2 protein-coding genes, 2 pseudogenes and 1 riboswitch are annotated in these 3916 nt (G+C 44.2%); of the genes and pseudogenes, 1 reads left to right on the top strand and 3 read right to left on the bottom strand.

Features of this window, described 5'->3' with window-relative positions:
* On the top strand, positions 1 to 1174 hold a 1174-nt coding region (locus C3Z13_RS11705), incomplete at its 5' end, for an autotransporter outer membrane beta-barrel domain-containing protein (protein WP_181022043.1).
* Positions 1175 to 1256: 82 nt separating this feature from the next.
* Here the strand turns inward: C3Z13_RS11705 and thiE are convergent.
* The 3 genes and pseudogenes from thiE to thiM all read right to left on the bottom strand — a co-directional run.
* Positions 1257 to 1834: pseudogene (gene thiE, locus C3Z13_RS12400) on the bottom strand (thiamine phosphate synthase); the annotation flags it as partial.
* A 102-nt stretch (positions 1835 to 1936) separates the two neighbouring features.
* A pseudogene (gene thiD / locus C3Z13_RS08770) lies at positions 1937 to 2731 on the bottom strand (bifunctional hydroxymethylpyrimidine kinase/phosphomethylpyrimidine kinase); the annotation flags it as partial.
* A 9-nt stretch (positions 2732 to 2740) separates the two neighbouring features.
* A complete protein-coding gene (gene thiM, locus C3Z13_RS08765; protein ID WP_103855661.1) occupies positions 2741 to 3541 on the bottom strand; it encodes a hydroxyethylthiazole kinase in 801 nt (266 codons plus the stop codon).
* A 166-nt stretch (positions 3542 to 3707) separates the two neighbouring features.
* Positions 3708 to 3802, bottom strand: a riboswitch (TPP riboswitch).
* Positions 3803 to 3916 lie beyond the last annotated feature (114 nt).

Raw genomic sequence — 3916 nt, 5'->3', positions numbered from 1 at the left:
AAACGCTTTAGAAGAAGAGCGTAAAGCCGCAGAAGAACAAGCCCGTCGTGAAGCGGAAGCAAAACGCTTAGAAGAAGAGCGTAAAGCTGCAGAAGAGCAAGCGCGCCGTGAAGCGGAAGCAAAACGTTTGGAAGAAGAGCGTAAAGCTGCAGAAGAACAAGCACGCCGTGAAGTGGAAGCAAAACGCTTGGAAGAAGAGCGTAAAGCTGCAGAAGAACAAGCCCGTCGTGAAGCGGAAGCAAAACGCTTAGAAGAAGAGCGTAAAAAAGCTGAACTAGATCGCTTGAAACAAGCACAACTCGTTAGTGGCGTATCAAATACCGCATTGTCGGAACTTTCTGCACAAGGAAATGCAATATTACGCAGCGATCAACATTTAAACCAACGTTTGTTGCAAGAAGGTGGCGAGCAAACTCAAGTATGGACGAATGTCGATTATCAAGAGGCTGATTATCAATCAGATAATTACCGCGTTTATAAACAGCATAGTAACTACACTGAATTAGGTGTAGAAAGTGCTGTAAATGAGCAAGGCATTAGTTTAGGTGCGATAGTGTCGCAAACGCGCGGCAACATTGATTATGAGAATGCAAGCGGCAAGATGACTTATTCGCAAGCTACGGTTTATGCCAAAGTGCAAAGTGAGTCAGGTCTGTTTGTTGCGGCAGACATCGGTTATGGACGTTCTAATAATCGCATCACTTTAGATGAGCAACGTGCTGATTTTAAACGTAATATCGTTAGTTTTGGTGCAACATTAGGTAAGAAGTGGGTGCTAGGATACCTAGATCTCAAAGCAATAGCTGGGGTACGCTATCATCACCTCACGGCTGCTGATTATGAGCTGAAAGGTCGTGCGGTTCATACTCGTGCTTTAGATTTTGTTAATTATCATGCTGGAGCAGAATTATCCAAAACTTGGCAGTGGAACACGCTTTCTATTTCACCGAGTCTTGCCCTTTATTATTTCGATGCGAGTCGTAAAACATTTAACAATGCGGTTACTGTGAATAACAACGGTTTACAGCAACAGTTTAATCGTGGCTGGCAGTATCAAGCAGGACTCAATTTGAATATGGGGGCTTGGTCAGTGGGGACAACCTTCTCTTATGAGAATGGTGATGAATCTTCTCACAGCCGCCAATTTGGTTTAAAAGTGGGTTATCGTTTTTAAGTTTGATAATTAAGCAAAATAAAAGGCATTCAATCTTGGTTGAATGCCTTTTTTTGCTATTCGCTTTTCGTTAAGTGCGGTGTTATTTTGCCAAAATTTTTTGTATCGTAGCTGTAATATCTTCCGCTTGCATAATGGTGGAAATCACTGCAACACCGTCTGCACCGGCTTGTAAAAGGGCTGGAACGTGTTCGGTTCTAATTCCGCCAATGGCGACCAAAGGCTTATTGATGCCTTGCTGGCGCAAGGTGGAAATAAAGTGAATGCCCACAACAGGGGACGGATCTCTTTAGAAAATGTGGTAAAAAATTGGCCCACAGCCATAGTAATTCACGCCGAGAAAGGCGTTATGGCGTTGAGCTTGTTGCAAGGTATTGACGGATAAGCCAATTAACATTTTGCCTTCAATTTGTTGGGCTAATTGTTCTACAGGCGTATCTTTTGCCCAACGTGAATGCCGTCTGCGTGCAACTTTTTTGCGAGTTGAACATCATTATTCATAATAAAAGGCACATTATATTGTTGGCATAAATCTTGGCATTGGCGGGCAAGTTGTTCAATTTTTTGCGGATCTTGCAAAGAAAATTGCCCTTTCTCACGAAACTGATAACAGGTTATCCCCGCTTTTAGCGCTTGTTCTAAACGTGTTAATAAGGTTTGTTGTGGGTTATTGGCATAGTCGGGCAGATGACGGCAATCTTGTGTACCCGCCACTAAATAACAGCGTAAAATTGATTTATCCATTTTTTTGCTCCTGTGAAAATACGCCCAGTGATTGGTTGGGCCGTGTCCGTGTCCGATATTTAAAGGGTGCGTGATGGCGCTGGTAATAAAGGCTTTGGCAGTTTTGCAGGCTTGCTCCAACGGTTGCCCTTTGGCAAGTTCAGCGGTTAAGCAAGCGGAAAAAGTGCAGCCTGTGCCGTGGGTATGCGGCGTGTTAAAACGTGGGCTTTCCAAGACAAAAGATTCTGTCGGCGTGAAAATAAAATCTTGGCATAGCGCACTTCCGCTGTTTTGCTGATGGCCACCTTTTATAATTACGGTTTTTGCACCCATCTGTTGTAAACGTTCAGCAATTTGCGTAATACTGTGTCGATCTTCAGCTTTTAATCCTGTTAAGGCTTGTGCTTCAGGCAGATTTGGCGTTAGCACATCGGCTAAAGGCAATAGTTGCTCACGCATTGCTTGAATTGCCGATTGTTCCAATAAACTTGCGCCCCCTTTGGCGATCATCACCGGATCGATAACCACATTCGCAAATGGGTGCTTACGCAAAAAAGCGGCCACGGTTTGGATAATTTCAGCCGTGCCGAGCATACCAATTTTTACCGCATTGGGCGTGAAATCTTCTACAATTGCCTTGAGTTGCGCTTTAATGGTGCTAAGGGGGATTAAATGAATATCCGTTACGCCTAAGGTGTTTTGTGCAGTAACAGCGGTGATCACGCTCATTCCAAATACATTACGCATTTGAAAGGTTTTCAGATCGGCTTGAATACCCGCACCACCGCCACTATCTGATCCAGCAATGGTCAGGGCTTGTGCAATATGAGTCATTGTTGCTCCTTAGTTTTCAATGTGAACCTGTGCGAATTGCGCCACTTGTTGATCATTGAGTTCACCAAGTTGATCTAAAAGTGCGGTGTAAAATTGCCCATATTTTGTGCTTCCTAAGTCTTTCGCAGCCAGTTGCCCTGCCACCGCATAGGCTGTACTGGCTTGTACTACCGCATTAAAAGGTTGGCTTGGGGCGACCGCTAAAAAAGCCCCTAACACCGCGCCAAGCAAACAACCTGAGCCTGTGATTTTAGGAAACATTGGCGTGCCGTTATCAATGGTCGCCACTTGCACGCCATCGCTGATATAATCTACCGCACCGCTCACTGCCACAACACATTGATGACGTTGCGCGGCCAGTTTGGCAATTTGTGCCACATCGCCTTCACCTTGCCCTGCGTCCACACCTTTCGCCGCCCAATTCACCCCTGCTAACTGGGCAATTTCCCCGGCATTGCCACGAATAGCGGTGAATTTTACTTTACTCAGTAATTCAGCCACCACGTCCTTACGGTATTGCGTTGCCCCCACGCCCACAGGATCAAGCACCACAGGAATACCTGCTTTATTCGCAGCTTTACCAGCCGCCAACATAGCTTTCACTTTGAAAGGATCGAGCGTGCCAATGTTAATCACCAAGGCAGCGCTAAATTGAGCAAGATCCGCCATTTCTTCTTCGGCATCTGCCATAATTGGTGATGCGCCTAAGGCTAACAGCCCATTCGCTACATAGTTTGCCACCACAATGTTGGTGATGTTGTGGATTAAAGGATTGGTTTGGCGAATTTTCGTGATTAAATTAAAGTCCATTTTTTTCTCCTATGAATAAAAATCAAGCGTAAAAAAAGCCCAGTCCCATTGCCTTTATAATAAAAAATCATCTATAAAATCAATGTGATAGGGAATGATGTTGTGGAGTGACGATTTGAAAATAGAAAAGGGAAGAATAAAGTGCGGTTAAAAATATTATTGCGATTTTGCATAATAAGAAGTTTCCTACGTCAGTGCTAACTGGATCAGGTTCAACGGGTATCATCTCAGCTACACAAAGCAGCACCCCGACTATTTAATAGCTTCACTCTACAAAGAAATAGGCAGAAACACAATCTCACCATTCAGAATTTCCGCATTTTGCGCAAAGTATTTTTCGTTTTGCGAGCAAATTGTTTAACAAGATTGCGAAAG

The organism is Avibacterium endocarditidis, assembly GCF_002921145.1.
GTDB lineage: Bacteria > Pseudomonadota > Gammaproteobacteria > Enterobacterales > Pasteurellaceae > Avibacterium > Avibacterium endocarditidis.
The sequence above is the reverse complement of the archived record's forward strand: the minus strand, read 5'-3'. Positions and strand labels throughout refer to the sequence as shown.